The organism is Leptospira tipperaryensis, from assembly GCF_001729245.1.
GTDB lineage: Bacteria > Spirochaetota > Leptospiria > Leptospirales > Leptospiraceae > Leptospira > Leptospira tipperaryensis.
On sequence record NZ_CP015217.1, the window covers coordinates 2842501 to 2868809 of the forward strand.

A 26309-nucleotide genomic window follows, 5' to 3' on the forward strand; every position below is an offset into this window, starting at 1 on the left:
CGCATCCATCTCACTTTCTGCATTAGCATTTTCTAAATCGTTTTTTTCACTTATCAATCCGTCCTGGGACATCTACTTTTTCGAATTCCCTTTCTTCGGATTAACGATCTCAATCGGAACGGCTCAGATGCTCGCGATGGGAGCGATTCTTCTTTTTACCATTATTAATTTTTTTGGAATTTCTACGGCTTCGAGAATTCAAAATCTTTTCACCGGAGTAAAAATATTAGGACTGATCGCCTTTGTCATCTTAGGATTCACGATCGGAAACTATGAAACTTCCCGATTTCAGTCTTTTGATTTTTTTCCATCCAGCCTAAGCGGAATGGAACTCCTTCTCGCAGGAGTGATTCCCGTGACTTATTCTTATCTTGGATGGAATATGATCACTTATGTTGCGGAGGAAGTAAAAGACCCGGATCGGAACATCTACAAAGCGGTTCTCTATTCCTGTGCGTTAGTCACCGTTCTCTACATTCTTATGAATTTTCTTTTCTTGAGTTCGGGATCCATCAACGAACTTTCGGGAGATAAGATCGGGATCACGGCCTCTTCCGCGCTTTTCGGACCCAAAGCCACGATCTTTATTACGGCGTTTATCTGTTGGGCATTCTTAGGATCCATCTCCGCTTACATCATCGGAGGCTCCAGAATTTATTTTGCGATGGCGAGAGACGGATTTTTCTTTCCGAGTATGGCCAAACTCCATCCAAAACACAAGAGCCCTTATACTTCCCTCGCATTTCAGTGCGTTTATGCTTGTTTGTTTTGTTTTGTAAAGGAGATCGAAAGTCTTCTCTATCTCATCACTTGTTCGACTCTTCTCCTCGCAACGATCACGGCCTATACGCCGATTCTTTTTGAAAAAAGACATTACAAATTGAAGTTTAGAATACCGGGATATCCTTATACAACGTATCTCTATATCTTTTCGAATGTAGTCATCATAGCAACCTTGGTATGGAACAAACCGACGGAAGCCTTCTGGGGAATCAGTTTCACCCTTCTCTCCGTTCCTATGTATTACTATTTTAAAATTACAAAGAGTTCTTCACGTCCGATTACGATTCCTCTCGATGCAGATTCTCCAGAGATAATGGCGACGAGCTTGCTTCCAGAAAACGAACCCGTTCCGGTCGCGAGCGGGGAACCGTAGAGAAAATTGTTTCGCCTCAAAGCAAAACAAAGACTTAAACTTCATTCCTATTTGGGAATCTCTTCGATTCTCCTTTTGACTTTAAGAATCTTTCTTCCCCTCTTCTCTTCATTCTTCCTTCTCTCGGAAGAAATTTCCTTGCTTTCCGGGAGAATCGGAATCTTCCTCGGGCTCTTTGCCTTTCTTACGGGATCCGGTCTTGGAAATTATACCTTCGTTCAGAATTCAAAATACGCCGAGCTTCACGTCATTCTCTTGCTTGCGGGTTTAGCGCTACAGGTTCCCGGAATCAGCGCCAGCCATTCGGAAATTTTAGCGATCGCCGCGGCGTGGACTGGATTTCCCTTACTCGTTGCAGGCTGGCTTTACGGAAGAAAGATTCGAAACCGAAGATAGTCATTGCCGAATTTACTGCTCTCACTGTTCCCATTTCATTCCACAACGATCCATCCAGTCGCTTTTGTTTGAGAAGAATTACCGGAGATCTTTCCGTGATTTGATTTCAAACGATCCAACCGATCCTTTTTTTAAGCGTTCGTATCTCAACAAGATTCAACTCCTGTGTCTTTCAAGAGCAAAAGAGAATCCAGTAATAAAAATAAACTTCTTGTTTATAAAATAATTAAGAATAATATAATTCTATAATATATTTATTAACACGGGAATCAAGAGAGCAGAACCCGAACTCCTTGCAATTCCAAGAAGATTGAAAACAAAATAAGAATGCATGAACAAAATATCATAAAAGAAACGACTAAAAAACAAACCGATTCCTCAAAAGAAAAAAGAAATTCATCTCTTCGTTTTCCTCCGCGAAGAATCAGAATTCTTCATCGGAATGTTTTGGTAACAGAAGGTTCGATTTTCTTTTCTAAAACGATTTAAAATCCATTGCAAAAAAAGGAATGAGGAGAATATTCGCATCAGCTTTGCGGAGGCTTCATGGACTTCAAGTTATCAGAAGATGAACTAATGTTCATTAATTTATTTTCCGATTTCTGTAAAAAAGAAATCGAACCCTATGCGGAAGAAGCGGATAAGAAAAAAGAAATTCCAAAATCTCATTTTCATAAACTTGCTCAGATCGGCTACATAGGACTACCTCACGAAGAAGAATACGGCGGTCAAAATGCGGGAACCTTTCGCTCTTTGCTTTCCATGCAAACCTTAGGAAAGGCTTGCGGTTCGACTTTTTTTTCCGTAGGAGCTTCCGGAGGACTTTTCGGACTGCCTATTCATCATTTTGGAAAGGAAGAACAGAAAAGAAAATACTTACCCGAGATCAATCAAGGAACCAAAATCGGTTCTCTCGGAATTACGGAACCGGATTCCGGCTCCGACGTCTCAGCGATTAAGACGGTCGCGAAAGAAATTTCCAAAGGTGTCTATCATCTTTCGGGTCAGAAAACTTATATCACAAACTCTCCAATCGCGGATTATTGCCTCGTTCTTTCTCGAGTTCAAGATCTCAATGGAAAAGAAAAAGGTCTGACTCATTTTTTCGTGGACCTGAATTCGAAAGGAGTTCAGAGATCGGCTCCGATGGAAAAACTCGGACTCAAAGGGTCTCAAACGGGAGCTCTCTTTTTTGAAGACGTAGAAGTTTCTTCCGAAGACATCCTCGGAACTCTCGGAAAAGGTTTTCGTCAAACGATGCAGACATTCAACATGGAACGTCTTTCTCTGGCCGCTTGGTCGATAGGACTTATGGAAGCGTGTTTGGAAGAATCTAAAACATTTGCTTCCACTAGAAGAAGTTTTGGGAAACCGATCGCACAACACCAGTCAGTCGGAAATCTTTTAGCGGAAATTTATACAAAATTAGAAGCTTCTCGTTGGTTTACATACAATGTCGCTTGGGAAATGGGAGAAGCCGATAAATTAGGAAAAGGGAATATGCATCTTTCCGGGAAATGTGCTTCCTGTAAACTATTTGCAACCACTTCCGCAAGAGAAGTTACCAATCTCGCCGTTCAAATTCATGGAGGCGCCGGTTTTATGGAAGAATACAAAGTGGCCAGACTCTATCGAGACGTCCGCCTGGGAGAAATCGGCGGAGGAACGAGCGAAATTCAAAAGCTGATCATCGCGGGAAGCATTATGAAAAAATAATATACCGTTAAATTTTTCGAAGGTCTGTGTTTAACCGTTTTTGCTTTTTTATAGGAGTTCCTACAAAAAAAACATCTTAGAATCTGCTTGAAAAACGGAATTTTTCGTGATAGAGAGAAAATCACAAAAAGTCCCACGAGGCCCGCCTCCTCCACCCAATGAGGGTGGGGGCTTTTTTAAATTTCACTGAAAAATTGTCGTAATTCAGACAACGGGGCCGAACTCGGAAAGAAAAAAGAAGATCTTAACTTCTAATTCTTCTCCGGGGCTTCGATCATTTCTTTCAGATAGGAATGGATTTCCGGATCATTGTCTTGAATGAGTTGCCAGAACGAAAACCCGCGAATCTTAAACTTTTTAAGAAGATTCATCTTTGTCTCAAAAGATCTTCGGTTCATATAAAAGGCAACTCGATCACAACCGCCTAACGTATACCAAAGAGAAGGATCGTCATAGACGTGTCCCTCGTGTCGATAGAGATACGGCCTTAGATAAATCCAATCTCCGGACTTTCTTGCTTCTTTATAAATTTTTAAAACATCGGTGGGCTCCTCTTCTCGGGGCTTCCAATTCTTTTTGATATACTGAGCTCTCGAATAAAAAACAGCTTTCGAAGGAATATCACAATTTAAAGGCCAGTCGTATCCGTATGTGGGAATGGCCATATAAAGTTTCTCTTTAGGAATTCGTTTTGTAGAATATTCTAATATTCTTTCGATCCACCAAGAAGGGGCCTGTGGACCCGGTCCCGGAAACGCATTCTTTCTAGGATGAAGTTCATACGCCATAATTTTTACCTTATCGGCAATCTTTCCCAGAAATTCGTAGTCATGAGTAAGTTGTCCCCGGTAGGCTTCGTAAAAATCGACCGAGATCGGATCCTTCAACCCCTTACATACATACTCCGACTTTTCCTCCGCCAATGTTTTTGGATGAATCGCAACGGACAAAAGTTTATTCTTCTTTTTTAATTCTCCGGAGAGCAAGGTTAAGAATGTTTCAAAACTTTCCTTTTTCTCACAGGTCATCCCTTCATAGTCAATATCGATTCCATCAAAATCGTATTTTTCGATTTCTTTTAGAATTTGTTCTATGTGATAGTCTCGAATCTTTGTATTTCCGTTGAGGCCGATCGCATCGGAGATTTTTTCAAAGTCATTCTCCCATCGAAAGATCGTAGGAATGATTTTTGTTCTTGGAGAAATTTTCTTTAGCGCCCAGATATAAAATTCCTGAGCCTGTGGATTCCATACGGATTGAATGTTTCCCGTATTACTTCTTCCTCCCTCCAGAGTATAGAGAAAAGGATGGATCTCGTCATACAAACGTATGTTTTCAGTCATCGCAACGATATCGGACGACCAAGTAGAAGCCAAAAATTCTTTTTCGGCTCCGGTTTCTCGTTCCCCTTCTTCGACCTGAAAAAGTTGCAAGCCGGGATGATTAGAAATATCTTTCCAGTTTTTCCATATTACAAATATAGCAATCAGAAAGATCGAAAATAGAATGAGAAGAATCAGTTTTATTTTGGTAAGTTTAAAGAATTTCATGGGAAGTTTTTTTCTGTCATCAAATACAATGTCTTTTGAATAGGAAAGTGAAAAGAATTCTCTCCTATTACTTTCTTAAAAATCATATCATCTTATATAGTCGTTTTTATTTCTCAAAATGATTTTATAGATCGATATTATTTCCGAGTCTCCGGCCGACTTTCGTCCTATCTTTTCCTTTGACAATTTTGATTCTTTTCAAGATAAATCCTATCTTTTCCTATTGACCGTCGCTCCGATTTCGGCTTTCTTTGTGGAGAAATCTATGTTCCGTTTTGTTCGCATTAATTTTTTGATTCTCTTTCTTTTATTTTTCTCAGGCTGCACTTATTTGAGCCTTTACAGTGAAGAGGCTCCCAGAGCCAAAGACGGGGTTTTAAATCTAACACAAGTAGATTGGAATACTCATAAGAGTATAAATCTCTCCGGAAAATGGAAATTTTATTGGAGTCAACTTGTTTCTCCGACTCAAAATCGGTCGGCGTTGCCTGAAAAGAATCGATTTGTTCTTAATGAAGCTCCTTCCGTTTGGAATGGAATCGACTTTTTTGGAGAGACCGTACAGAGTTACGGCTTCGCTACATACGAGCTCAAGGTTCTAATTCCGCAGGGAATCACAAACCTCGCTCTTTCAATTCCCGATGAAGGAACAGCTTACAACCTTTATGCGAACGGCCAACTCATCGCGAGCGCCGGAACGTTCGGTCTGACAAAAGAAACTTCCTCCGCAAAATACAATCCTCAAATCGCCTCTCTTCCGGACTCTAACGAATTGAATTTAACGCTTCATATTTCCAATTTTCAAAATCGCTGGGGAGGCTATTGGTATCCGATCAAAATCGGAAGACTGGAAGACGTGCTGAAAGAAAATCAAATCAAGAACAACATCAGCTTCGCGGTTTGTATCTCCGCGGCCATCATGGCGGTCTATAATCTTTTGTTTTTTCTCTTTCGAAGAAAAGACCCCACTCCTCTCTTTTTTGCGATTCATTGTACTTTGATATTTATTCGCGCATTGACCACCGGAGAAAGATTCGGTCATCAACTGTTTCCGAATCTTTCTTGGGAATTATTAAACCGACTAGAATACATTTCGGTTTATTTATCGGCGCCGGTTTTATACGCATTCTTATATCGTTTTTCCCCGACCAAATTTTGGGAAAGATACGGAGCCTATCTCAACTTTCCGATTTACGCCGCCTCCGTCGCGGTTTTACTCCTTCCAAATCAAATCTATACGCTCACATTATTTCCAACACAGATATATTGTTTTTTGACAGTAATTCCTTGCTGGGCGATTCTTCTCATCTATGGAATCACAAAAAGATACGAAGGAGTTTGGATTCTTTTTATAGGTTACGTCGGAGTTATGTTTTGCACGATAAACGACATCGTCTTAACGACCAGTGTCACCAATTCAGGGTATCTAATTCCTTACGGTCAAATTTTTCTGATCGCTTCGCATTCTATTTTGATTTCGAGACGTTTTTCCACTTCGCTTAACAAATCTGAAAATCTTTCGCACCAGATGAAAACTCTCGTTTCTTCCACGAGAGAGATCATGTCCTCTTCTTCATTTGCGTCCGCAACCCAGGTCGCTCTTGAAATTCTTTCAAAAAATATCCGGAAAAATCAGGAACTCTTTATCTATCTTCCGGAACAGAATTCTTCCAATTGGAAACAATATTCGATCGATACCGAAAACGGTCTTCGCGTAAGAGAAGTTTCAGGGCTTCTGTCGCACAATACCGTAGAAGTCAATTTATCTTCCTTGTCCACTCCGTCTTTGTTAAACGACCGACTTCTTCTACCGGTTCAGAGCGCTCAGACAAACTTTGTAATCTTAGATCTTCCGATACAAGGATTTCTAAATCTCGATTCGGAGATGGATTGGGTGCAGGGAATCGCCTATGCATTGGCTCTTTCGATCCAAAACTTACTGAGACAAGACAGGGATAAATTGGCGGTTATCGGCGAACTTTCAGCGGAAATCGCTCACGACATCGGACATCACGTTATTCTCATTCAAAAAATTCTAAAGAATATGAATCAAAACGGAAAGAACGATTCTCATATCGGCATCGCGCAGGCTAAAAAGGAAACGGAAGCCCTCGCAAACCTCTCCCTGGATATATTAGAATTTTCTAAAAAACGCATCATCCTGGATTTAAAATCTGTCAACATCGGAGAATACTTCAACGGCGTCAGAGAAGATCTGGAACTTTTTTTCGAAGGAACGGGAATTCTTCTTACTTTCGAAATTCTCGCCGATGGAGAAGTAAAATTGGATCCGCTTCGTATCCGAAGATTGGTTTTAAACATCGCAAAGAACGCAGCCGATGCCGTCGGTGAAAACGGAAGTTTTTCCGTTCGGATTGAAAAAGAATCTCAAACCTTATACATCATATTCAAGGACAACGGCCCTGGACTGAGTGAAGATCTCAAGAAAGCATTTTACGGTTCCGTAATAGAAACAAAAAAACCGCAAGGAACCGGGCTTGGTCTTTCGATCGTGAGAAAAATTGCGCTCGCTCACGGAGGAGAAGTTTTATTGGATTCTTCTCCCGGTAAAGGCAGCAGATTTACGATTCTACTGCCTTGCTAATTGAAAAAGACTCTTGTCGCTTATCAAAAAAGAGATTATAGAATCATTACAAATTTATAAACTATTCGCAAATAGATACGGATCCTATGTTTTCGGCAGTCGTCGGATTTCCAAAACCGAAATCCACCTTAGTTCCCCAACCTTTGGAATCATAAGTATATGTAAATGCACCGTCCGCCGAAGTTGTAGGAATCGTTGCCCCCGCCGCATACGTATAGACTAAATTTTGTGCAGATGAATTCGTTTTAGGAAATCCATTGGCGTCATAATTAGAATAGGTAACGACCGCAGGCGAAGCGACCGCCGTTAGTTGTTTCGAGCTGTTATAGGTAAATGTATTCGTGGTCCCGCCTTCAACTCGGCTCGTGAGACCTCTTTGCGCGTGCAAATTGGAATATGGAGGTGGATCCACAACTCCTAATTTACCGGCAGTAGAGGAAGAATAAGTTCTTACAACCGTGTTTCCACCGCCGACAGGAACACAGCTATAAACCTTGCCTACGACTGCACAATTGTATGTAGAAGTTTGCGCGGAGTTCCCATCCTTTATGATCACTTGTTGCGGAAGGTTAAAACAATTTCCGCTCGCGAGCGCGACCAGTCCTGCCAAGAGAGTGGTATCATCTGACTTATCCTTCTTACAAGCGTTAATAAAAAAAAGAAATAGCGCCAAATTCATACTGATTAAAATTTTTTTCATCTTTGTGACTCCGAGTGTATTTAAGAATCGAATGAAGATTCCAAAGTAACAGTATCACCGAAGAGTAATTTGCGAAACTTCGGGAACTACTTAGAAAAAAAGAAACTATCAGTAGTTCTTATTAGAACTTTATTAAAAAATGAATTTTACTGAATAAAAGCAGGTTGGAATAGAAAACAGAAATTAGATCATACCGGATGATTTTAGTTGAATGAGGATTTTCCCAAGTTCTATGATATTTTCCGTTTCCAGTTTTTTAAAGATCGAAGCCCGATGTGTCTCAACCGTACGAACGCTTAACTCCAATTCGTCGGCGATTTCACGATTCATCTTTCCTTCGGCTAAGAGATTCAGGATTTCTCTTTCGCGTTTTGTAAGTCGTTTAACAATATTTCCGAGTTCTTCCTTAACTTCCGCTTCGGGTCTGAAATTTTTGACTTCCTCGGGAAATACCTTTCCTCCGGCTAAAACGGTCTTTAACGCACTGATGATGGATTGGGTGGATTCGCTCTTTAGAAGATATCCGTCCGCTCCTAAGGCGAAAGCTTTTTGAAGATAAGTCCAATCCCGATGCATCGTCAAAAAGACGATTTTGAGTTCCGGAAATTTAGATTTGATGGTTTCAATTTCTTGGATTCCGTTCTCATCCTGCAGAGAAACGTCGCTTATCAAAAGATCGGTCCTGGAAAAACCCATCTTTCGAATCCCATCCTTGACAGAACTCGCAGAACCCGCGAATATAAAATCGGGATCGGATTCTATCTCAGACTGCAATCCTGAACGCACAACGGGATGATCGTCAACGAGAAAGATCGTATATTTTTTCGCCTGGGCCATTCTACCAAAGGTTATCCGGACTGGATTCTCTGTAAAATAATTTACAACAAAATCTTTGTTAGGTTATTAGCCCGGAGTTCAATCTTTAAATTCGAGAAAAGAAAGAAATGGGATTGCGTGGATGGAAAAAGAATCATCGTTTACCGTTGGGAACCGGAAATGCCTTTTTTAGATTTGGATCCCTATCACAAGGAAGAATCAACTTGCCGAGTGAAAACGGAATTTGAAAGTAAGAATGGGATTTTGCCGATCCCATTCAAAAATGAATTCCTTTGATTTACCCGCGTTCGCACTAAAACTGAAACAATACTTTAGTATTTTATAAAAATATAAATTTCTATTTCATCCCCGCTCCTATATTCGTAAATAGAACGAACCGAAAAAGGTAGTTTTTCAAGAATCAGAATGGTCTAAGAATTCTTACCCAATTCTTCTTTTATAAATTCTGAAGCGGTCAATATTTTTGCAAAGATATATCCAAGCGCCGATAAGAAGGAGCCGTGGACTTGTTCGGCCGGTATAGAATCCGATTCAAATTTCAGGGAACGAGTAGCCGAAGCGTCGGAAATGACTACGATATCTTTAAATCCAAGATCAAACGCCGAACGTACCGTAGAATCCACCACCATGTGAGTCATCATTCCAAAAATTACAAGACGCTTTACATTTTTTGAATTCAATTCATTTAGGAGATTCGTATTTAAAAACGGATTTACAGTATGTTTTACGATGATCGTTTCTCCGGGAACGGGTGTATGACTGGAATGAAATTCAACTCCGGGAGTTCCGGGAAAAAAGAAAGTGGCCCCTTTCCTGGTAGATACGTGTTGAATATGAAAGACCGGGAGTTTTTTCTCCCGAAAGTATTTCAGCACGCTCTCCCCTTTAATTGCCGCCTTGTTTGCTCCTTCCAGTTCAAATTTTCCGCCCGGAAAAAAATCCATCTGAACATCCAAGATCAGAAGAGCGGTAGTTCCCGTTGAAGACGGCGTAGAAACTCTCACGTTCAAAGGGCCGGAGCAGCTCCAAACGATCAGAAGAAAGATTATTAAAAGTGTTTTCCGATATTTTTTCATAGATTCCTCTCAAAAATTCTTAGACAAAGTTTTCGATCGGATTTAATTCTACACTTATAATATCATTTTGAATAATGATATTATAAGATATATAAAATCACTATTTATGATGAATCTTATTTTTTGCTTTCTGATAGATTTTCCAAGAAGAGACGGACATGGATATTCCTTCGTTAATAATTTTTAGAGAAGTAGTAAGAGAAGGAAGTTTTACGCGCGCCGCGGAAAAATTACATTTCGTACAATCCAATGTGACCGCGAGAATTCAAGTTTTAGAAAGGGAACTCAAGGCAAATCTATTTCAGAGATCAAAGAACGGAGCCTCTCTGACCGCAAAGGGAAAGATTTTATACGATTACTGCGAGAGAATATTGACCCTTACTGAAGAAGCGGAAAGAGCCCTTTCCGAATCTGGAACGCCGGAAGGACCGCTGGAGATCGGCTCGGGACAAACGACTGCATCGGTAAGACTTCCGTCGATTCTCTCTAAGTATCATAATAAATTTCCTAAAGTTCAACTTTCCTTGAGACAAGGAAATACGGATGAGTTGGTTCGAGCCGTCTTGGAAAAAAGATTGGATGGCGCCTTTGTCTACGAAGGATTTTCGCATTCTCCATTTTTGGAGACGCCGGCTTTTACGGAAAATCTTGTAATCGTGGCGCCGAGTTCGATGAAAAGAAACGAGATTATATCTTCTTGGAAACAATTATCGATTCTTACGTTTAAAGCTGGTTGTACGTTTCGAAACAGACTCGATCAGTGGATCCAAGAACAGTCGCTTCCGCCCGGAAAAAGAATCGAATTTGAATCCTTGGACGCGATTCTTTCTTGCGTAATTTCAGGAATGGGGATTTCGCTTTTGCCGGAATCGTATCTGAATGAAAAGAAACAAAAGAAATTTTTAACCATTCTTCCTTTACCTTCTAAGCTAAGGAGAATTCGGACCGTCTTTATTAGGAATCGAGAATTACAACCGAGGAGTTCGTTAAACGAATTCGTGAAGATGTTTGAAAAATAAAAAAAGGGACGACTTGTTAAACCGAAATCCCCTTTTTCTTTAGGATATCAAGCGCCGTCTGACGTAAGAGAGGATGGATTTGAAATTCGGATGCGTCCGGAAAACTCGAAGATGATTCTCCAGCTTGGAGTGGGTCCGCCGGTGTCGCTTTAAATTTGTCTGCGCCGATCCACTGACTGAGCGCCCACATCATTCTTTGGAAAATTTCATCGATTCGTTTTTGATATCCTGCTTTTTTATAATATCCATAAGCAAGAAGAGGCATCTTTTTCTCATACATAAAGTGATCTCCAAGACGTATGAGACCGTCCTTGTAATCGGCTTTGATAAAAAGATCTCTGGCTTTTCGAATGTCGCCGTCGTTAAAGGCTCTGTTCCCTTCTCGAATCGTCTCTGCCCTTTCTCTGGAGTCCATACTCAAAGGATCGGGTATTTTTTTATTTTTCGCAAGTGAAAAACGCGAAATTTACGACCTCTCGAAGACCGATTCGATCTCCTCCCCCAAAGGGTTTCGTTAATCAGTAGGTCGGCGTTTAGGCGAACTTCGCGTAATTTCGATTACGGAGCGGGGAATCCGTTTATACGAACTCCGTGTAAGTATGATTTGCGAAGAAGAATCAAGAGGGATTTCTCTGCGTTTAGACGAAGTTCGTATAAGCGCGATTTACAATGAAGAATCAAGAAAGTTTTCGGTGTTTATACGAACTTCGCGTAAGTGCGTTTTACAATGAAGAATCAAGAGAGTTTTCGATGTTTATGCGAACTTCGCGTAAGCGCCACTTAAAGAGAAGAATCAGGAGAGTTTTCGGTGTTTATGCGAACTTCGCCTAAGCGCGATTTGCAAAGAAGAATCGAGGGAGTTCTTCTGCATTTAGACGAACATCGGGTAAACGCGATTTACGAAGAAGAACCAGAGAATTCTCCGCGTTTATGCGAACTTCGTGTAAATGCATTTTGAAAAGAAAAATCCTGAGTGTTTCCGCGTTTAGGCGAACTTCGTGTAAGTGCGTTTTGAAAAGAAAAATCCTGAGTGGTCTCCGCGTTTATGCGAACTTCGCGTAAGTGCGTTTCGAAAAGAAGAATCGAGGGAGTTCTCCGCGTTTAGGCGAACTTCGTGTAAGTGCGTTTTGAAAAGAAAAATCCTGAGTGGTCTCCGCGTTTAGGCGAACTTCGTGTAAACACGACTTGAAAAGAAAAACCAAGCGAATTTCCGTGTTTAGGCGAACTTCGCCTAACGCGACTTGGCCTCTAAAAAATCCCTTCTTTCACTTCGTATCGTTGCACTTCCGCGAAATCCTCTTCTTCTCCAATCTTAGCCAAATTCTCCTTTTTCACTCTGGAAATCCTCGATTCTCTTTTAGAAGACCTTTCCGAATTCTCCGCCATCGTCCTCAAACTTCAAAAGGCCTCGTTTTTTCAAGGGGCGTTCTTTGATTCTACTTTCCATCGAGAAATAGATCAAAAAGTAGAAAGTTTTGAATGTTCAAGGTCGAAGTTCCGTCCACTTTTGTTTCAGAAATTCATTCTTTTTTTAGAACTCCTGGAAAAGACTGACATCTAAAAGAAAAAGAATTCTTAAATCTTATCCAAAGAGGCATTCCATGACTGAACTCAAAGTTGGTTCCAAGGCCCCCAGTTTTACGGGGCTCAACGAAAAAGGCGAAAAAGTAAAACTCTCCGATTTAGCGGGCGCAAAGGGAACGGTCCTCTATTTTTATCCTAAGGACCAAACCCCGGGTTGTACCACGGAGGCCTGCGACTTCCGAGACAACTTTTCGAGAATCAAAAAGACGGGATTCAACGTGGTCGGAGTTTCGAAAGATACCGTAAAATCACATCAGAAATTCGTTGAAAAGCAGGAGCTAAACTTCACGCTGATCTCGGACGAGGATGGAAAGATCTGCGAAGCCTTTGACGTCTGGCATCTCAAGAAATTTATGGGAAGAGAATCGATGGGAATCGTTCGCACTACCTTCCTCATCGGGGCCGACGGAAAGATTCTAAAGGTTTACCCGAAGGTCAGCGTAAAAGGACACGTGGATGAAATCCTCTCCGATATCAAAGCTCTGGAGAAAAAATGAAACTGGATAAGAATAAGATCCAAATCTCGATCGGCAAAAATACTTCTAAGTCTTTCTACAAATTACAGGTTCTCTTCAAAGATCATTTTCCGGAGAATCTAAAAACAAAGTTCTCTCTTCAGACTTCTTCCGGAATCTTTACCGGAGATTATGGACAAACGTTTTCCGATGAAGCCGAAAAGATTCTCTATCTCGGATTGGGTGATTCTTCCAAAATTAAAATCAGAAGTGTGGCTCAGCTTTTCTTTCCCTTCGGAGAAAAACTAAAAAAATGGGACGGGGTGGGACTTGAAATTCATCTTCCAAAAATTCTTACCACTTCGCTTCCAGCCGACTTACTCATCTATCAAATCGTAAATTCTCTGGAACAAGGCGCGTTTGCGATCAACGTCTTATCTAAAGAATTTCGTGAGAATTCAAAAAAGACAGGAAGTGTTTCCTTTATCCTTCAAGACGCCGCAAAAGCAAAGGAAGCCGAAAAAGGTCTGAAACGTGGAAAGGTCGTCAGTCGTTATATCAACGGGGCCCGTTATATCGCTCACCTTCCTGCGAATCATTTTACTCCGGAAGAATTTGTTTCCCGCTCTAAAGAAATAGCGAAGGACAACGGACTGAAGATCACCGTCTTTGACGAAGCCCAGCTCAAAAAAGAAAAGATGGGTGGGATTCTCGCGGTCTGCGAAGGCTCCGATAAAAAAGCAAAGATGATCATTTTGGAATATACTCCGGCGAAACCTAGCACAAAGAAAAAACTCGCGATCATAGGCAAAGGACTCACTTTCGATTCCGGTGGAATCAGCATCAAACCCGCTCAGGACATGCACGAAATGAAATACGATATGTGCGGAGCCGCGGCGGCAATTCACGCAATCGGAGCAATCGCCGAACTTGGATTAGGTGTTCCGGTTATCGCAGCCATCGGGGTCGCGGAAAATATGCCGGACGCAGCCGCTCTCAAACCGGGCGACGTTTATACGGCTCACAATGGAATTACAGTAGAAGTTCAAAATACGGACGCGGAAGGTCGTTTGGTTTTAGGAGACGTTCTCTCTTACGTAGGAAAAAAATTCAAACCGGACTATATGCTGGATCTTGCAACTCTTACGGGAGCGATCATCATATCTCTGGGACACGAAGCCGCCGGTGTGATGAGTAACTCCGAACCTCTCACGACACTTTTGAAAGAAGCTTCCCAAACTTCGGATGAAAGAATCTGGGAGATGCCTCTCTGGGATGAATACGCGGACGAACTCAAAAGTGATATCGCCGACATTCGTAACATCGCAAGCAGAGCCGGTGGTTCTCTTTCGGCCGCAAAATTTTTAGAAAAATTTGTCGATTCGGGAATCGCTTGGGCTCATATCGATATCGCCGGCGCGGCTTGGAGAAAAAAAGGTTCCGGAACTCAGATTGGAAACGGGCCTACGGGTTACGGGGTTCGATTGCTCGTAGACCTCGCCGAAAAAATAGGAAAGAAAAAATAGACAAAACCGTTCGGGAAGTCAAAAGATTTCCCGAATGGTTTCAACAAACCGGTAATGTGATCGCGGCGAGAACCACCGTTTCCGGTTTGTTGGAGATCGTATGATCGGATACATTTTTGATTCCGAAACTTCCGCCGTGTTTTCTCGCGATGATATCCACAAGCGTAAGTCCCAATCCCGAAAACACGCCTTCCGTCTTTACGCTTTCATCTAAGAATTTCGCCAAACGATAAAAAGGTTGTTTTACTAGCGCTTCTTGTTCGGCGGTAATCCCGGATAAATAATTAGAATCGAAATTATTTTTTACATAGAGATTGAATAAACCCGACTTCGAAGAAAAGTAGATATCGATTTCCCCGCCCTTATCTGAATATTTCAGTGCGTTTATCAAAACCTCGTGAAAGATTATCAAAAACGAATCTAAATCCACAAAAACGGAATCCTGATATTGATTCGGATTTGCCTTCGGCATTCTAAAATTAAGATCCTTCGCTTCCAGATATTCTTTTTCATTCATCGTAAACTTTAAAAAGTGTTCCGAAAGTTTTGCGATCAATTCCGAAACTGGAATTTTTTTAAGATGAGGTTCAATTTCCCTGTGAAGCAGATTCAGACTTTCTTCCAGACGATTTATATTTTTTTCGATATAATCCCCGTTTTCAAAGAGCATATCCAACAAATCTCCGGATATTACATATTTTGAATCTACCTTTTCCGCGGAACCTTTGATCATCTTTATAAGACTGATGAGAGTGCCGATCCCACCTCCGCTCAGAAGCGCGTATTTGATATTGTTCAGGGTTGTTCTTGAAAGTTCTATCATAGAATCCAAATCCGTAACCCGAGAACGTTTGTAAGAAGCCCAACCGAGTTGTTCTTTGAGGCGATTCGCCGATTCGTCTTCGAAAAGTTGAATTACCTTTCTTCTTTTTAACTCCACTGAAATTTCTTTTAGAAGACTTTCGTAGTTATGAGAATCGATAGGTTTTAAGATATAATCAAATACTCCCAAATTCATGGTCTCAATGATCGTTTGCGGTTCGGAATGAGCCGTCATTACCACGAAGATAGAATCCGGGCGGACTTCTTTCATTTTAGAAATAAATTTTTTGCCGTCCATAACCGGCATCTCTAAGTCCACAAAGTAAACGTCCGGCTTGAATTCGTCTACGAGAGCGAAAGCTTCGCTTCCGTTTTGGACTTCGCAGTATTCCAAACCGATCTTCTTAGACATATAAACCATGGTCTTTCTCAGGAGTTCTTCATCTTCTAAGATCATGACTCTCGGATAGGTTTTTTCTGCTACTGCTTCTTTACTCAAGTTGGAACTCCTGAAAAAACATGAATACATTCAGTTATTAGAATATATTATATTTGTTTCTTAACTCTGAATTAAAGGACGAAGGAAATCAAAAGGGAACTCTCGGAATGAGGATAAAATTAATAAATTTCCGTTTTTATTGCAATACTCGATTTCCGCTCGAAAAAATCGATCGATCAAATTCATCATTGCTTAGGAGATAAGGAGTCTAATCCCAGCTAAAAGGTCTTAAAACGGCCCATAAAGTCGGTTCGTCTTCCTTACTCAAAAAAAAGGTAAAATCCCGATCTAAAAAGAGTTGGAAGAGTCGAAAGGACGGGAATCTCTTATGATTTAAAAGCTCGAACATCTTTGGATCTCAAGATTCTTAGGAAAGCCGAAAAGACACATTCTCTGTGTTCGATAAAACACAGAGAACAAAGATAAATTCTAAAATTCTTATATAGTCCCAAGGGCGCTGTTGGCGAGATCGTATCCGCCTGTTTGGGCCGGATGAAAACCGGGCTTTAAGTAGAGAAAGAACGCCTTTGCCGTCTCCACAAAAAGAATTCTTCCGAAAGGTCTTGAGGCTTTTAGATCCCGAAAATATTTTTTGAAATCGACGTTCGGATCCGTGATGATAAACCAATGTTGAAAGAAAACGACGTATCCCCAAAAAATCCAAGACGCTAAGAAGAATCCGAAAATTCTCAAGAGATAACTTTTCGAAACGGTCTGAAGAACGTCATACGCAACCGCTTTGTGTTCTATCTCCTCGCACGCGTGCCAAAGAAGTAGATCTCTCATTTCTCCATAAGCGTGTTCGTGAAATCCGTGCCTGAGCGTAATTTCACCCATAGTCGCTGTGTAGTGTTCCATTCCTGCTGTTACGGAAAGTTTTAATTTTTTTCCGAAGAAGAATTCAAAAAAAGGAAGCATGACACGAAAAGCGCTCCATTCAAAAAAACGAACAAAACGTCCCACAGGTTTTCCCTGTTTTGCGAGCACTTCCAATACTTTCTCGTGTTCCTTTCCGTGTTGAACTTCTTGTCCGATAAAGGCTTTGATCGAGGTTTGTAGCTTCGGATCCTTTACTTGGTCCGCAAAGGCCTTCACGCTTTTTATAAAAAATCTTTCCCCTTCGGGAAAAAGAATGTGATACGAATTGATGATATGCGTGATAAAAGAATTCCCCGCGAAATAATGATCGGGGAGATCTCCCATTTTTTCAAAGTCCATCTTTCGGACCGTGGGTTGACTTGCGTCGATCGGTTTTAAATTCCTCTTTTTCGGTTTTGTTTCAACGGTCATTTTTCACTCCTTCCAGGACGCTTTTGTTTGTAACGATCACTATAGAATATTTTAAAACAAAGCTCGCGCCGATCTATGAAAAGCTCTGACCGATTTCGAAATCAGTAGAGAAAAACGGAGTTTCACAGTGATTCTTGGACGGAACTCCGGCCGCTTTACGGCTTTAGAGAAGGATTTTGATTTTTAGAAAGGGCGGATCTTTTTTTAAAAAGTAGGAACTCTTACTTTTAAGAATCTTTCTGAGAACCCAAGAGCAACGCGCGAATTCCCGATTCTAAAGTCTGGAAAAAATCGATCTGAAAAACCACAAAATCGGGAGAAGAATTGAGAACTTTCGAAACGATCGGAGCCGGTTCCGCGTGGTGCCAGAGACCGACGATGAGCGCGTGAAGATGTGTGAGAAAAATCAAAGCGTCTTCGGATCTTTTCCATTTCAGAACCCGACAAATCTCCGGAACAATTTCAAGAACGTGTTTTCGGACCGAAGTTTTCAGTTGAAGAGCGCTTTCAAAGGCGACGTTTTTTTCCAGAAGTGCGGAACCGATCGCCATCAAACGTACGACTCTCTGGTTTTCTCTCAGAGATTCCGTAATCCAAGTAGAAAGCTCTCTCGCACTCGTTCCCGGTTTTTTGGAGCGAAGAAACGTCTGGAAAGAATCAAACCAGATCTCATAATCCATTCTATGAATTTCTAAAAAAAGTTCTTCTTTCGTTTTAAAATAAAGATAGAGGGTTCCCTTGGCTACTCCCGCCTTTTTGGCGATCTGATCCATGGAAATCTTTTCAAAAGAGGATTTGTTAAATAAGGCGATAGCGGCCCGAATCAAAAGTTCCTTTTTGACTTTCTTGTCGTCGTCTTTTACGGCTCGGGTTTTCATTCTATTTTTTGACTCAAGGGAGAATTTTAATTCTTCCGATTCTTCTATTTCCATCTATCAAAACGCTCGCCACAAAAACAATCTCCTTTTCGATTTCAAAGTTTCACTTTTCGGGATTGACAATGACTTGAAGTCATTTACATATGACCCAAGGTCATTTTAAAGTGACTTTGGGTCATTAAAAAGGAGTAATCTAAGAATGAAACGAAAAACCGTATTGATCACAGGAAGTTCTTCCGGAATCGGAAAAGCCGCGGCGAAACACTTTCAAGCAAAAGGCTGGAACGTCATCGCAACGATGAGAAGTCCTGAAAAGGAAAAAGACCTCCAAAACCTTCCGAATCTAATCTGCCTTCAATTGGATGTAACAAAATCGGAAACGATTCAAAAAGCGATCCAGGAAGGAATCAAACACTTTGGAGAAATCGACGTTCTCGTAAACAACGCGGGCTACGGACTTGTAGGGCCGTTCGAAGGCGCCGACAAAGAACAGATTCAAAGACAGTTTGATACGAACGTTTTCGGAGCGATGGAAGTGATTCAAAAGATTCTTCCTCATTTCCGTAAGAATAAAAAAGGACACATCATCAACGTAGCTTCGATGGGAGGAAGAATCACCTTCCCTCTTTACAGTCTCTATCACGCCACCAAATGGGCCTTGGAAGGTTTTACGGAATCTCTTCAATACGAATTGCAACCCTTTGGAATCCGAGTCAAACTCATTGAACCCGGTGCAATCGCCACCGACTTTATCGGGCGTTCATCGGATTCCACTTCCGAAAAGTCTCCAGCGGAATACAAACCGTTTGCCGAAGCGGTCTTCGGAAATATGGAGAAGGCGATGATGACGAGTACTTCGGAAGCGGTCGCAAAGGTGATCTATAAAGCCGCGAACGATTCTTCCAAACGTCTTCGTTACGTGATAGGAATGGACGCGAAGTCTCTTTTAGGATTGCGTAAATTTCTTTCCGACGGAGTCTTATTCGGAATTATGAAGTTGGCATTATTGAGATCTACGAAGGCAGCTGCTTAAACAAATCTTAGGAGTCCTTTATGTTTGGAAATCGTATTCAAAAAGTTTCACTGGCGTCCTTGATCCTTCTTTTAGGATTCACTTCTTTAGTTCTTTTACAGACTGCTTGTCTGAGTTCCTTCGGAGGAAACCCCGAAGGGAAGAGAGTGGAAAGAATGCAGACTTCCAAAATGTATAAGGACGGTAAATTTGAAAACGAACCTTTCGTTCCTATGATCCTTCCCGGTTCTTATTCCAAGATGATCTGGAGACAACTCTTCGGAAGCGAACAAAGAGTTCCCCCTTCTCCCATCCCCGTTGTCTTTCCGAACGCAAAGAATTTTCCGGAAACTCCGGGACCAGGACTCAGAGCGATTTGGTTTGGACACGCTTCCGTTCTTGTTGAGATAGACGGGATCAGAATTTTTACGGATCCCGTTTTTTCGGATAAGGTTTCCCCTTTCACGAGCATCGGACCGGGACGATTTTTTCCTCCTCCGATTCCTCTCGAACAACTTCCGAAGATCGACGCCGTCGTGATTTCTCATGATCACTATGATCATCTCGATATGCTGACTGCGAAGTATCTCGCTTCCAAAGGGACAAAATATTTTGTTCCACTCGGAATTGGCGCGCACTTAGAACGTTGGGGCGTTCCCGAGAATCAAATCGTAGAATTGGACTGGTGGGAAAAAGGCAAGGTCGGCGAAGTTGAAATCGTCTGCACTCCCGCCGTTCATTATTCCGGACGCGGACTTACAAATGGAAAATCCACTCTCTGGTCTTCTTGGAGTGTGGTAGGTCCTACGAATCGTTTCTTTCATAGCGGCGACACGGGTTATTCTTCTCACTTTTTGGAAATTGGAAAACGTCTGGGCCCTTTCGATCTGAGTTCGATCAAGGTCGGAGCTTACGACGAAACCTGGGAAGGGATTCACATGAATCCGGAAAAGGCGGTCCAAGCACATATCGATCTTAAATCAAAACGTATGTTCCCGGTTCACTGGGGAACCTTCAATCTTGCGATTCACGACTGGGAAGAACCGATCCGAAGGACCTCGGAGGCGGCCAAACTTCTCAAGGTCGACCTTGTCACTCCGAAACCGGGGGAAACTGTGGACGGAAGAACGTCCTTTCCTTCCGAATCCTGGTGGGAAAAGGTGAAATAGCGTTTAAGGCAAAGTAGAATCGGGAGAATCTTTTGGAAAAAGGATCTTCCCTGTTCCACTCTTCGCTTCGTTGTTCCGTCCCGGAGAAAGTTTTTTCGACCTTCTTAAAAGTAGGAACTCCTTCTTTCAGATCCAAACCTCATTCTTCTCAAAAGAATCTCTTCGAAGACGCTCTTATTTCTGGTTTTTGATAGGTTCTGTCGAAAATCCTTTTCGTTTTTCGAATCCGGTTTCTTCCGAAAAGCAAAACGTGGACGGAACTCCGGACAAAAACTCCTCAGGGTGAAATGGATTCTCCTGAAAACAAAGAAAAGTAGGAACTCCTTCCTTTTCCCCTCCACAAAAAAGCCGAATTCTGTCCCCTAAGCCCATCTTCGAGACAGCGAGAATTCCTTGACCTATGGTGCGGCGCCAAAAAACTGGTCATAGATTGTGCGTTGCACAAATTTGAATCTACGGAGGCATCCAGTGAATTTTCGCAAGATGACCCGATTTCGTTTTCGCTATCTCCTTTGGTTGCTCTTACCTTTGAGCTTCCAACTTGTTCTCGCACCGCTTGCCGGAGCATTGGGTCAAAAGACGACCCTTCTCGACGAAGAAACCGTTGAAATCCAAGCCATTCAGGCTTATATCCTGGAGGTCCGACCTTCTCTTTCCAAGGAGCCTCTCCAAAAACTTTCCCAGGTCATTCTGCAAGAATCTCGAAGACTCGATCTGGAATCCTGCACCTTTCGTTGTTCCGACACGGACAAAGTAAGCCTTCTCATCGGACTCATTCATCTTGAATCCGAATTCAAGGCGACCGCCCGTTCCCCAAAGGGCGCACGCGGGTTTATGCAGATCATGCCGAGCACGGCAACTTGGCTTTCTAAAAAGGAAGGCTGGAGAACTTCTGCGGAAGACCTTCACAAACCGGAAGTGAACATTCACTTGGGGGTTTCCTACTTAAACGACCTCTTAGATCTCAGAAAAGGAGATACGGAAAAAGCGCTTCTCTCCTACAACGCGGGCCCCGGCGCCGTAGACCGTTGGGGAGGAGTTCCCGAATACAACGAGATCATTCTCTCCAACCAATCTCGTTATTTAGAATTGAGAGAAAAGGTCGCAAACTCTCTTCGATAAATTAAAAGTCCTTGGGAGTTTTCTTAAGAATGCTCTCAAGGAACCCAATCCGATTTATTAAAATACTTATCTTCCAACTCTCTCAACGCTCCGGAGCGGCTTAGCTCTGAAATGAAATAATCGAAATTCCGAACAAAGACGAGATCCGCGAGAGGAAAAGCGGCGCTGATATCCTCTCTCTGGACTTGTTCTAAGAGCGGACGAAAATTAGAAGCGATCGATTTTTCTTTCAGGAGAATTCCCTTGATATAAAAAGAATCGGCTACGAGACAATTCGCAGTTCCGTTCTTCACCGCTTCCCATGCCGAAGGAGTATCTCCGTAAGTAAAGATTCGGTTGTTCTTAAATTTTTTGAGAAGATATTCGTGACGATTGGAGAAAGAACGCACCGCAAAGGTCACTCCGCTTAAATCTTGTAAGTCGAGAATACTTCTAAAACTCTGAGTTGTAATGATACTTCCCTCCGGAGGCGGAGGAAGCGCGGTTTTTCGGATCAAAGCCGCAGGCGTAGAAATCAGATAAGCGGAACTAAAACGAACCTTCTTGGATCTTTCTAAATTACTCGAGATTCCGGATAACGCGATATCCGCGTCCTTCTTTTTGATCGCCTCCGCGTATTCGGCAAACTCGGGATAAGAAATGAATTTGAATTTGACCCCGAGAAAATCCGCGTAGGCCTTTCCCAATTCGTAATCAAAACCCGGATATCCTTCCTTCGCGTTGGGAACGTAAAATGGTTCATCGGCCTGATTTCCAGCGACTTTCAATTCTCCCTTTTCTAAAATTTCCTTCAATCGAGAAGAATTATAAAATTTGAATGTATCGTCTTCCGCATCGATGGAATTCAGATCGGTCTGATTCCAAAGAAAAAACGCGCCCAGAAGAATCAAAAATACGACACGTTTTTTTAGAATTCCCTCAACCATTTTTAAGACCTCGATTTTAATCTTCCCGCAACTCTTTTATAGTTTTATAATATTCTAAACATTCGGGGTTGCTCAGGGCTTCCTTGTTGGTCACGGCTTCTCCCTGCACCGTCCTCTTGACCGCAATCTCCACCTTTTTCATATTGATCGTATAAGGAATATCGGGAACCGCAACGATCTTAGAAGGAACGTGTCTCGGAGAAACCTTGTCTCGGATTTCTTTTTTTAGAATTTGGATCAGAGAATCTTCCAAAGTTTTTCCGTTCGCCATCTTAAGAAACAAAACGATTCTCACGTCTTCTTTCCAGTCCTGACCGATGATCACGGAGTCCGCAATTTCGGGAAACGTTTCGATCAAACTATAAAGGTCCGCCGTTCCGATTCTTACGCCGCCCGGATTGAGGGTCGCGTCCGAACGTCCATAGACGACGAGGCCTCCGTTTTTTTTAAGCTCCGCAAAATCCCCGTGGCACCAAACTCCGGAGAATGTTTCGAAATAAGCGGACTTGTATTTTTTACCTTCCGGATCTTTCCAAAAAGAAAGGGGCATCGATGGAAACGGTTGTTTGCAGACGAGCTCGCCCTTTTCTTCCATCAAGGATTTTCCCGATTCATCCCAAATCTCCACGTCCATTCCGAGACCTCTGCACTGGATTTCACCCGCGTGAACAGGAAGGATCGGATTCCCAAGAGCAAAACATCCGTTGAGATCGGTTCCTCCGGAGATGGAAGAAAGTTGAAGATCCGACTTCCAATTTTGATAGACGTATTGAAAACCCGAAGAAGTCAGAGGAGAGCCCGTGGAAAGCACCGCTCTCATAGAAGAAAGATCCAAACCCTTAGGTTGAAATCCCGACTTCTCCAGCGTAAGAATGTATTTCGCTCCGACTCCGAAGACGTTCACCTTTTCTTCGGCGACGATCTGAAAGAGAATCTCAGGACCCGGATGAAACGGATTTCCGTCGAACAAAACCACCGTAGCTCCGACCGACAAAGAACTCACGAGCCAGTTCCACATCATCCAACCGCAAGTCGTATAATAAAAAATCCTTTCTCCTTCCTTGAGATCGGTATGAAGAACGAGTTCCTTCCAGTGATTGAGAAGAACTCCCGCGCCTTGAACCATACACTTCGGAAGCCCTGTCGTTCCGGAAGAATACATGATATAAACCGGATGATCCATTCCTACTTGATAAAACTCAGGTTCCGCACCGAAATTCTCCTGAAGAATACTTTCTAAAAATTGAATATTCTTTTGTGGATAATTTTCGGGCAATACCGTCCGAGTCTGATTCTTAAAATGAAGAAATCCGTTTTTATAATCGGAAACGATGACCGCTTCCAGGGACGGAATCGAAGAAAGAATCTGGGTCAGATTCTCAGCAAGTGAAAGATCCTTTCCTTTAAAAGAATAACGATCCGTTGTGAAGAGGACTTTCGGTTCAATCTGTCCAAAACGATCCAAAACTCCCTTAGCGCCAAAATCGGGAGAACAGGAACTCCAGATCGCTCCGATCGAAGTCGCGGCGAGCATTGCGATGACGGTTTCCGGGACGTTCGGCATGAGTCCCACGACACGATCTCCGGGAACCACTCCTCTTTTTCTGAGATCCTTTGCAAGAGCTCCTACATAACTTCGCAGTTCCGCATAACTTACTTCTCTTCTCGATCCGTCTTCTCCTCTGTAAATCAGAGCCGGAAAGGAATCCTTTCTTCGCAAAAGATTCTCCGCAAAGTTGAGTTTGGCCCCGGGAAAAAAACGAGAATCCACAAAATTCTCGGCTTTCTCGTAAGCCTTCTCAAAGGTTTGAGAATGAACGAGACCGGAGAAATTCCAGATGCTTTCCCAGAAAGCTCCTACATCCTTTACGGACCAGGAACGAAGCTCTTCAAAGTTCGCAAAGGTAAGTCCTTTCCCTTCTTTTAAAAATTTTTGATAACGGTTTAAATTGGAAGATTCAATTTGTTGAGAGGAAGGCGCCCATAGCTCTTGATACATGAAAAATCTCTATTCTTTATTTTGTGGACTCTATTACATTTTTTTCGAAAGGTCGGGTCAACATGAATTTTGATTGAGGAACAAGGACGCCTCTGTAGGTTTAGGAAAAAATAAATCCGAGAATACTCCATTGAACTCATTTGAACATATCCACGCGGCCGAAATCATTCTCATCGTCTCCGGAATTCTCTATACACTTCACGGCCTGATTCATCAATTGATCGTCGGAGCCGCCGTCGGATTCTTTCAATTTCCCGATGAAAGACAATCCCGTTTAATTCTTATGATGTGGATCACGACCGGCGCCTTTATGAGTTTTTTGGGATTTCTCCCTTCGATTCTGATTTTATTTTACGGCCCGCAACCAGCGGTAGTCGCCACCTTGATCACGGAAACGGTTGCAATCGGCTTTCTTACCTTGCATATTTTTTTGTCAGGCTACAGGACCCACACACAACCGGTAAAAATCGGATTCTTCTTTAGCCTTGGATTTACGGTCATTCTCGCGGGCTATCTCCTCTCTCTCAGATTCTAAACTGGAGAATGGGGTAACACTTCGAGAAGGACGATGATTTCTCAACTCCGTTGGGAACCAACGGCAACGCTCCGCTTCTCTATTTTTGCCAATAGCTTAATGTAGGGAGAAACCTTCCTCTGCTCACTTGAATCTTAGGAAGAATCTGTCGGAAGTCCGACAACTCTTCTGTGAAAACGGCGCGCCCCCGCCCTGAATGGGTGGAGGTGGTGGGCTCGTGGGAAAAAATCGGAGGATTTTTCTCTATCAGAAAAACCTTATCTTTGCAAGTAAAAGAATTCCTGCCACTTTGTAGGAACTCCTGCAAATATTCCTATTCGGATCTTCTTGATTCTAAATGGCTTTCCAATTGGTAAGTGCGATTATACTTTACGGGGACGATGATTTCTCAACTCCGTTGGGAACCAACGGCAACGCTCCGCTGCCTTTTGGCAACATCCGTCCCTTACGGGGACGATGTTGGCTCGAAATAAGCGAGGTTTTCCGGGCCTTCGTGGATGACAATCCGATCCACCTGACCACCCGCAGAATGGACGCTTTCTTTGAGATAGTGGTAAAACCAACGGGCGATATTCTCCGAAGTCGGGTTGATTTTTTTAAATTCTTCCAGATCGTTGATGAGAATGTGATCGAGTTTTCCGACGAGTTCTTTCAGCTTTTGTTTAGAAGTGAGAAAATCAAAGCTGATCCCGTCTTCTCCGATGTTCTTTTTTCCGGAGAGAAAAAGTTCCACCTTCCAGGAATGTCCGTGGATCGGTTCGTCGGAACCATCCGGAAAATACCGGTAAAGGTAATGAGAGGATTCAAATCTTTCCTCGATACGAATGTAAAATCTTCCGGTTTCTTCAAAAAACATAGCTCTTGACTTTCTTTCCCAGGTCTATATATTGGAAGCTACTGCACTGGAGAGATGGTTTCGTGAAAGAAACGAGATTCCCAGCCGGTGATTGCGCCGTTTAGCAGGAGCAAAATACTTCGCGAAAATAGTTTCCCTGCGAGTATTTTAGTGATAGGAGATATTCAATGACAGAAGTGGTCAAGCCAAGATTTTATAAGGAAATGACAGTGGGTGAAGCCATGTCCGTTCACCCGGAAGCAGGGCTTGTGTTTTCAAGCTATCATTTGGGAGGATGCTCTCACTGCTCCATCAACGAACTCGAAACAATCGAGCAAGTTTGTATGGGATACGGTGTGGAAGTAGAAGTTCTTGTGGAAAGCTTGAACAACCTTCTCGAAGATTCGGAAGATTAAAATCTTTCTCCCGGAGAATTTTTGTTCTCCGGGATTTCGTTCTTCTCGCCGTTTTTCCCTACTCTACTTTTCCCCCTCGATTCAAAAGATTTTTCTAATTCCTTTTTTGTTCTGAACTCGCTTTTAACGACTCGGAATCGAAAGTAAACTTCAGTTAAACTCAGGATTTTACCCGCGGAGAATATC

23 protein-coding genes and 1 pseudogene (1 of these 24 running past the window's edge) are annotated in these 26309 nt (G+C 42.4%); 12 read left to right on the forward strand and 12 right to left on the reverse strand.

The window, feature by feature from the left end:
• The 3 genes from A0128_RS13330 to A0128_RS13340 all read left to right on the forward strand — a co-directional run.
• On the forward strand, window positions 1–1156 hold the 3' portion of the coding sequence (locus A0128_RS13330) for an APC family permease (protein WP_245667250.1). It extends 251 nt beyond the left edge of the window; 1156 of the gene's 1407 nt are visible here — the last part of the coding sequence; its start codon lies beyond the left edge, outside the window; it ends in the stop codon at window positions 1154–1156.
• 6 nt (window positions 1157–1162) lie between these two features.
• Window positions 1163–1552, forward strand: a complete 390-nt coding sequence (locus tag A0128_RS13335) for a hypothetical protein (RefSeq protein ID WP_069607970.1) — start codon at window positions 1163–1165, stop codon at window positions 1550–1552.
• A 546-nt stretch (window positions 1553–2098) separates the two neighbouring features.
• Window positions 2099–3268: an acyl-CoA dehydrogenase family protein gene (locus A0128_RS13340; protein WP_069607971.1), complete on the forward strand. Its 1170-nt coding sequence runs from the start codon at window positions 2099–2101 to the stop codon at window positions 3266–3268.
• A gap of 251 nt (window positions 3269–3519) precedes the next feature.
• Here the strand turns inward: A0128_RS13340 and A0128_RS13345 are convergent, their stop codons facing one another.
• Window positions 3520–4818 carry a glycosyl hydrolase family 18 protein gene (locus A0128_RS13345; RefSeq protein ID WP_069607972.1) on the reverse strand — a complete coding sequence of 433 codons (1299 nt, stop codon included), beginning with the start codon at window positions 4816–4818 and terminating at the stop codon, window positions 3520–3522.
• A 265-nt stretch (window positions 4819–5083) separates the two neighbouring features.
• Here A0128_RS13345 and A0128_RS13350 point away from each other — a divergent pair, with 265 nt between their 5' ends.
• The gene (locus A0128_RS13350) at window positions 5084–7423 is read left to right on the forward strand and encodes a sensor histidine kinase (RefSeq protein ID WP_069607973.1); all 2340 of its coding nucleotides are present in this window, start codon (window positions 5084–5086) and stop codon (window positions 7421–7423) included.
• 61 nt (window positions 7424–7484) lie between these two features.
• Here the strand turns inward: A0128_RS13350 and A0128_RS13355 are convergent, their stop codons facing one another.
• The 4 genes from A0128_RS13355 to A0128_RS13370 form a co-directional block, all read right to left on the reverse strand.
• Window positions 7485–8123 (reverse strand): hypothetical protein, encoded by a 639-nt coding sequence (locus A0128_RS13355; RefSeq protein WP_069607974.1) that lies wholly within the window; start codon window positions 8121–8123, stop codon window positions 7485–7487.
• A gap of 183 nt (window positions 8124–8306) precedes the next feature.
• Window positions 8307–8960 (reverse strand): response regulator, encoded by a 654-nt coding sequence (locus tag A0128_RS13360; RefSeq protein ID WP_069607975.1) that lies wholly within the window; start codon window positions 8958–8960, stop codon window positions 8307–8309.
• Window positions 8961–9093: 133 nt separating this feature from the next.
• Complete coding sequence (locus tag A0128_RS22455; protein ID WP_282433203.1) at window positions 9094–9216, reverse strand: hypothetical protein; 123 nt, start codon at window positions 9214–9216, stop codon at window positions 9094–9096.
• Window positions 9217–9370: 154 nt separating this feature from the next.
• Window positions 9371–10036, reverse strand: coding sequence for a cysteine hydrolase family protein (locus tag A0128_RS13370; protein ID WP_083244122.1), 666 nt, complete (start codon window positions 10034–10036; stop codon window positions 9371–9373).
• A 158-nt stretch (window positions 10037–10194) separates the two neighbouring features.
• Here A0128_RS13370 and A0128_RS13375 point away from each other — a divergent pair, with 158 nt between their 5' ends.
• Window positions 10195–11055, forward strand: a complete 861-nt coding sequence (locus tag A0128_RS13375; RefSeq protein WP_069607977.1) for a LysR family transcriptional regulator — start codon at window positions 10195–10197, stop codon at window positions 11053–11055.
• A gap of 16 nt (window positions 11056–11071) precedes the next feature.
• Here A0128_RS13375 and A0128_RS13380 read toward each other — a convergent pair whose 3' ends face one another.
• Window positions 11072–11470: a hypothetical protein gene (locus A0128_RS13380; RefSeq protein WP_069607978.1), complete on the reverse strand. Its 399-nt coding sequence runs from the start codon at window positions 11468–11470 to the stop codon at window positions 11072–11074.
• A 1186-nt stretch (window positions 11471–12656) separates the two neighbouring features.
• On the opposite strand from A0128_RS13380, the gene bcp reads away from it, so the two are divergent.
• Together bcp and A0128_RS13390 are read left to right on the forward strand one after the other, a co-directional pair.
• The gene (bcp, locus tag A0128_RS13385) at window positions 12657–13136 is read left to right on the forward strand and encodes a thioredoxin-dependent thiol peroxidase (protein ID WP_069607979.1); all 480 of its coding nucleotides are present in this window, start codon (window positions 12657–12659) and stop codon (window positions 13134–13136) included.
• On the forward strand, window positions 13133–14620 hold the full coding sequence (locus A0128_RS13390; RefSeq protein WP_069607980.1) for a leucyl aminopeptidase family protein: 1488 nt from the start codon (window positions 13133–13135) through the stop codon (window positions 14618–14620). Before bcp ends, A0128_RS13390 begins: the two co-directional genes overlap by 4 nt.
• A gap of 40 nt (window positions 14621–14660) precedes the next feature.
• Here the strand turns inward: A0128_RS13390 and A0128_RS13395 are convergent, their stop codons facing one another.
• From A0128_RS13395 to A0128_RS13405, 3 genes are all read right to left on the reverse strand, one after another.
• On the reverse strand, window positions 14661–15941 hold the full coding sequence (locus A0128_RS13395) for a response regulator (protein ID WP_162274109.1): 1281 nt from the start codon (window positions 15939–15941) through the stop codon (window positions 14661–14663).
• Window positions 15942–16379: 438 nt separating this feature from the next.
• A complete protein-coding gene (locus A0128_RS13400) occupies window positions 16380–17231 on the reverse strand; it encodes a metal-dependent hydrolase (protein WP_069607981.1) in 852 nt (283 codons plus the stop codon).
• Window positions 17232–17458: 227 nt separating this feature from the next.
• A complete protein-coding gene (locus A0128_RS13405; protein WP_162274110.1) occupies window positions 17459–18109 on the reverse strand; it encodes a TetR/AcrR family transcriptional regulator in 651 nt (216 codons plus the stop codon).
• A 199-nt stretch (window positions 18110–18308) separates the two neighbouring features.
• On the opposite strand from A0128_RS13405, the gene A0128_RS13410 reads away from it, so the two are divergent.
• The 3 genes from A0128_RS13410 to A0128_RS13425 all read left to right on the forward strand — a co-directional run bounded on the left by A0128_RS13410 (window position 18309) and on the right by A0128_RS13425 (window position 21412).
• Window positions 18309–19142 carry an SDR family oxidoreductase gene (locus A0128_RS13410; RefSeq protein ID WP_069607983.1) on the forward strand — a complete coding sequence of 278 codons (834 nt, stop codon included), beginning with the start codon at window positions 18309–18311 and terminating at the stop codon, window positions 19140–19142.
• A gap of 20 nt (window positions 19143–19162) precedes the next feature.
• A complete protein-coding gene (locus A0128_RS13415) occupies window positions 19163–20290 on the forward strand; it encodes an MBL fold metallo-hydrolase (protein ID WP_069607984.1) in 1128 nt (375 codons plus the stop codon).
• Between the two features lie 468 nt (window positions 20291–20758).
• The gene (locus A0128_RS13425) at window positions 20759–21412 is read left to right on the forward strand and encodes a lytic transglycosylase domain-containing protein (protein WP_069607986.1); all 654 of its coding nucleotides are present in this window, start codon (window positions 20759–20761) and stop codon (window positions 21410–21412) included.
• A gap of 35 nt (window positions 21413–21447) precedes the next feature.
• Here A0128_RS13425 and A0128_RS13430 read toward each other — a convergent pair.
• Together A0128_RS13430 and A0128_RS13435 are read right to left on the reverse strand one after the other, a co-directional pair.
• Window positions 21448–22305, reverse strand: a pseudogene (locus A0128_RS13430) (substrate-binding periplasmic protein); the annotation flags it as partial.
• Between the two features lie 49 nt (window positions 22306–22354).
• Window positions 22355–24337 (reverse strand): acetoacetate--CoA ligase, encoded by a 1983-nt coding sequence (locus tag A0128_RS13435; protein WP_069607988.1) that lies wholly within the window; start codon window positions 24335–24337, stop codon window positions 22355–22357.
• Between the two features lie 130 nt (window positions 24338–24467).
• Between A0128_RS13435 and A0128_RS13440 the strand changes: the two genes are divergently transcribed.
• On the forward strand, window positions 24468–24872 hold the full coding sequence (locus tag A0128_RS13440; RefSeq protein ID WP_069609293.1) for a hypothetical protein: 405 nt from the start codon (window positions 24468–24470) through the stop codon (window positions 24870–24872).
• Between the two features lie 445 nt (window positions 24873–25317).
• Here A0128_RS13440 and A0128_RS13445 read toward each other — a convergent pair whose 3' ends face one another.
• On the reverse strand, window positions 25318–25728 hold the full coding sequence (locus tag A0128_RS13445) for a 6-pyruvoyl trahydropterin synthase family protein (protein ID WP_069607989.1): 411 nt from the start codon (window positions 25726–25728) through the stop codon (window positions 25318–25320).
• Window positions 25729–25895: 167 nt separating this feature from the next.
• Here A0128_RS13445 and A0128_RS13450 point away from each other — a divergent pair, with 167 nt between their 5' ends.
• Window positions 25896–26123, forward strand: coding sequence for a DUF1858 domain-containing protein (locus A0128_RS13450; protein ID WP_069607990.1), 228 nt, complete (start codon window positions 25896–25898; stop codon window positions 26121–26123).
• The last annotated feature ends 186 nt before the right edge of the window (window positions 26124–26309 follow it).

Coding starts and splice junctions, on each gene's coding strand:
- A0128_RS13340 (WP_069607971.1), top strand. CDS start 2,099: ATGGACTTCAAGTTATCAGAAGATGAACTAATGTTCATTAATTTATTT.
- A0128_RS13345 (WP_069607972.1), bottom strand. CDS start 4,818: ATGAAATTCTTTAAACTTACCAAAATAAAACTGATTCTTCTCATTCTA.
- A0128_RS13350 (WP_069607973.1), top strand. CDS start 5,084: ATGTTCCGTTTTGTTCGCATTAATTTTTTGATTCTCTTTCTTTTATTT.
- A0128_RS13355 (WP_069607974.1), bottom strand. CDS start 8,123: ATGAAAAAAATTTTAATCAGTATGAATTTGGCGCTATTTCTTTTTTTT.
- A0128_RS13360 (WP_069607975.1), bottom strand. CDS start 8,960: ATGGCCCAGGCGAAAAAATATACGATCTTTCTCGTTGACGATCATCCC.
- A0128_RS22455 (WP_282433203.1), bottom strand. CDS start 9,216: ATGGGATCGGCAAAATCCCATTCTTACTTTCAAATTCCGTTTTCACTC.
- A0128_RS13370 (WP_083244122.1), bottom strand. CDS start 10,036: ATGAAAAAATATCGGAAAACACTTTTAATAATCTTTCTTCTGATCGTT.
- A0128_RS13375 (WP_069607977.1), top strand. CDS start 10,195: ATGGATATTCCTTCGTTAATAATTTTTAGAGAAGTAGTAAGAGAAGGA.
- A0128_RS13380 (WP_069607978.1), bottom strand. CDS start 11,470: ATGGACTCCAGAGAAAGGGCAGAGACGATTCGAGAAGGGAACAGAGCC.
- bcp (WP_069607979.1), top strand. CDS start 12,657: ATGACTGAACTCAAAGTTGGTTCCAAGGCCCCCAGTTTTACGGGGCTC.
- A0128_RS13390 (WP_069607980.1), top strand. CDS start 13,133: ATGAAACTGGATAAGAATAAGATCCAAATCTCGATCGGCAAAAATACT.
- A0128_RS13400 (WP_069607981.1), bottom strand. CDS start 17,231: ATGACCGTTGAAACAAAACCGAAAAAGAGGAATTTAAAACCGATCGAC.
- A0128_RS13405 (WP_162274110.1), bottom strand. CDS start 18,109: ATGAAAACCCGAGCCGTAAAAGACGACGACAAGAAAGTCAAAAAGGAA.
- A0128_RS13410 (WP_069607983.1), top strand. CDS start 18,309: ATGAAACGAAAAACCGTATTGATCACAGGAAGTTCTTCCGGAATCGGA.
- A0128_RS13415 (WP_069607984.1), top strand. CDS start 19,163: ATGTTTGGAAATCGTATTCAAAAAGTTTCACTGGCGTCCTTGATCCTT.
- A0128_RS13435 (WP_069607988.1), bottom strand. CDS start 24,337: ATGTATCAAGAGCTATGGGCGCCTTCCTCTCAACAAATTGAATCTTCC.
- A0128_RS13445 (WP_069607989.1), bottom strand. CDS start 25,728: ATGTTTTTTGAAGAAACCGGAAGATTTTACATTCGTATCGAGGAAAGA.
- A0128_RS13450 (WP_069607990.1), top strand. CDS start 25,896: ATGACAGAAGTGGTCAAGCCAAGATTTTATAAGGAAATGACAGTGGGT.